General features: G+C 61.0%; 2 protein-coding genes and 1 pseudogene. All 3 read right to left on the reverse strand.

The genetic code is table 11. The annotated features are described in order from the left end of the window. Nucleotides 1-487: 487 nt before the first annotated feature. A complete protein-coding gene (locus IVB32_RS19800; RefSeq protein ID WP_085349978.1) occupies nt 488-724 on the reverse strand; it encodes a hypothetical protein in 237 nt (78 codons plus the stop codon). 497 nt (nt 725-1,221) lie between these two features. Further along, nucleotides 1,222-1,668, reverse strand: coding sequence for a hypothetical protein (locus IVB32_RS19805; protein WP_240543971.1), 447 nt, complete (start codon nt 1,666-1,668; stop codon nt 1,222-1,224). Between the two features lie 860 nt (nt 1,669-2,528). After that, nucleotides 2,529-2,888 (reverse strand): annotated as a pseudogene (locus tag IVB32_RS19810) (hypothetical protein); the annotation flags it as partial.

Below are 2,888 nucleotides of genomic sequence, written 5' to 3' on the forward strand. Positions count from 1 at the left end.
AGAGCCGACCACCCATGAATCATTGAAAAATTGATTCGGGAATCCTATAAATCGCGGCAAAATCAACAATCTGCCAAAGTAGTGTTAGTTCTTGCCAAGGCGGTCCGATGCAACATCGCGATGTGCGGTTTCGTTCTTCCCCTTGTCGTCGATGCCGCGCGAAGGGTGGTGTCCGGCTGGGCGCTGGTACCTTGCCGAGACCGAGCTGCTGGGCGGCTGCGATGCCGATCGTCACCTTGCACGATCTGAGCGAGGTGCCAGCTCCGGATACTGCGACTTGCGCTCAAATGCTTGAGCAAGGACGCCGCCTGGGACGTGGCCGGCCCCGCGGGTCGAGCTGATCGAGCTGATGAACCGCGCGACGTCTGGATCCATGCGCAATGGGATGAGGCGAAGGTGCCTTAGCGGCCGTTGGTGGAAGCTATGCTTAAAATCGTTCAGGGCGCGGGACGGATAAGACAAGCCGACCGCCCAGCCTCTTTCCGCATCAGCCGCGCTTCTTGTGAGCGGATGGCTTAAATTCCACGACCTCGTGCTGCTCGCTGGAATCCGAGTGCCCTTGTTGTTTTACGATGATCTCAAGCTCAAGAGCTTCGAAGGCGAGTTCATCCGCCAAGCGTTGAAAGAGCGCGCGCTTTTCGGCATCGGTCGCCGACTGACTCATAAGAGCAAAGTCTCTGGCGTCCGCGCGGAGCCTCTCCAATCGTCGCCTGAGGTCCTTCATCGTCTTGGCTCAGGTTCTAAACTCATCCTCGACGCAAACAGTAACCTTGCTTTCCGGGATGACGGATGATTCAACCACGGAAACAATATATTGGTTCTCCTAACTGTTAGTTAGCGGCGTATTCACCGTGCGGTGCATAGGCACGGTCGCCCATGGGACCAACTTTGGATGGACGGGCTGGTGGTCGCGGCGCGAGGCCTCGTCTCCGACCTTGCCGCAGGTCCACCCAGGGTGCCATCAAAGGTACATCAAGGTCTGAAACCGCACAGACCCGAGTTTTGCACGCATCAGGTCTACGGCACCAAGCTGCTGTGCGTCGAACATTGGCCGGGCGCGCGCCGCGGCAGGACCGGTTCAAGGCTTGAGTTAAATGGCGCGATATTAAATGATTCAATCATCCGGCTTCTGGCAGGCGAGTTGCGGCGCCAGCCATCGGGACCGGCCCTGCGAAGCCCACCGGATCTCGGTCGCAAGTCTGCTCGCCGCTTCGCTCGCAGCTACAAACCCCGCTTTGTGATGCCGGGAACGCGTTTGGGCGAAACGGTTGTTCGTCGCTCGACCTGCGCTTTGGCGTCCAGCACTTTATCGCCAGCTCGCGCGGCGCGCGGCCGGCTCACCTGGTCCGAAAGACTGGGGCCCTTTCCAAACGTTCCGACCGGGGGACCATTTGTCGCGTGACCACCACTGATGTTTCCTTTGGCCTGTGCTGCCGGGGCTGATGCGTTTCGGGAGGGTAATGAGCCGATGATGATCTGGTCCTCGTTGCTTGTACCCGTCCCAATGGCCCCGATCGGCAGGCCATTTTGCGCGTGACCAACCCCGACATTTCTTGCGGCCTGTGCGGCCGTCCGCGACTTTGCCGGCGTGGCGGGTTCAACGTTCGGATTGTTCGATTGATTGTTGGTGCTCGGATTTGCGCCGGTGGCGGTGTCTTTCGTCCCCATTCCGGCAGGCGCTGAGGGACCAGCGCCGGCGCTACCCGCATTCGTCCCCATTCCGGCAGGCGCCGACGGACCAGCGCTGGCGCTGCTCGCGCTTGTCCCCGTGCCCGCACCCGCCGACCCAGCATTTGCGGCGCCTCCTGGCGCGAGGACCAGCAGAGCTGAGCTGGCGACGATGGCGGCGAGCACCAAAGGGGTGGCATGGGGCATTGGACGATCTCCTTGCCAGACCGTTAACCATGATCCCCCGGCGCGGTTCCTCTGCGCCATGGCGGGTTCTGCCGCATAGTGCTGGACCGCACGCGCGCCCTCGATTGGTCGCACGCAAAGCGCAAAACCGCGCGAGCTACTATTGCCGATTCAAGGTGCCATTGCAGATTAGTCAGCAGCTCTGACGGAGGTGGCCGCTTTAATGTAACACTCGGGTTGCTTCTGCTAGCCGGACCTTCTCTCTCAGCTCCTCAAGATCCTCGAGCGCGTCGAGTAGTTGCATCAGATTGCGGGTAACATGTGCCAGATTGGGCTTTGGGCGTTTGAAGATTCGAATTTTTGGTCCCATTGCTAGACGTCTCCTCGCAACGAAAATCACTGGTCCGACTGATTGGCAAGGAGCGTGCCATCTGAGCGTCCGCGGAGAGCTCCGGTGATGGGAACGCCAGTCGCGCTCCCGCCCCAATCTAACAGGGAAGGAGAGCGCCAAAGGCTTCACCATCCCCCACATTGGGACGATTATCTCCCTCCCGGTTGCGAGTGAACTATGGGCTGCAAGCCGCGCGATGGCGGCAGCTGCGGAGCAAGCAACAGCCATCGGCGCTCCGCACCGAGGTCTCGCAGCGATCGGACGCGTTGAAAACAGCTAATCCCTAGCCCTGCACGGCCTGGTCGGTCTGCAGCGGCGCGTGTGGCCGCCCCCTGTCTTGCGGCCGCGGAACGGTTGGCACAGGTTTGCGGATCGTGGCGGCAATTGGCCTGGGCAACGGCACTGGCGTCTTGGGGCGTAGGATCTGCTCGGAAGCGTTGGTGGTGATGCCGGCCAATTGTTCTTGGACCATCCTAAGCTGCTCGGCGGCATCCGCTCTGTCTCGCACCATTTGTGCCTGGACCGCCGTAAGCCGGTCGGAGAGCTGGCCAAGGTCGCGAACGATTTGATCTTGGCTGGCCTTGAGCTGCTCGATCGCTTGCGGCGGGTTCGTAAGGTCGCCCGCCAATCCCTGGAGCGCCAG

Source organism: Bradyrhizobium sp. 23, assembly GCF_023073295.1.
GTDB classification, from domain to species: domain Bacteria; phylum Pseudomonadota; class Alphaproteobacteria; order Rhizobiales; family Xanthobacteraceae; genus Bradyrhizobium; species Bradyrhizobium canariense_D.

Bases quoted from the DNA above. Each gene is read 5' to 3' on its own strand.
- IVB32_RS19805 (WP_240543971.1), bottom strand. From the start codon at position 1,668: ATGGGGACGAAAGACACCGCCACCGGCGCAAATCCGAGCACCAACAAT.
- IVB32_RS19800 (WP_085349978.1), bottom strand. From the start codon at position 724: ATGAAGGACCTCAGGCGACGATTGGAGAGGCTCCGCGCGGACGCCAGA.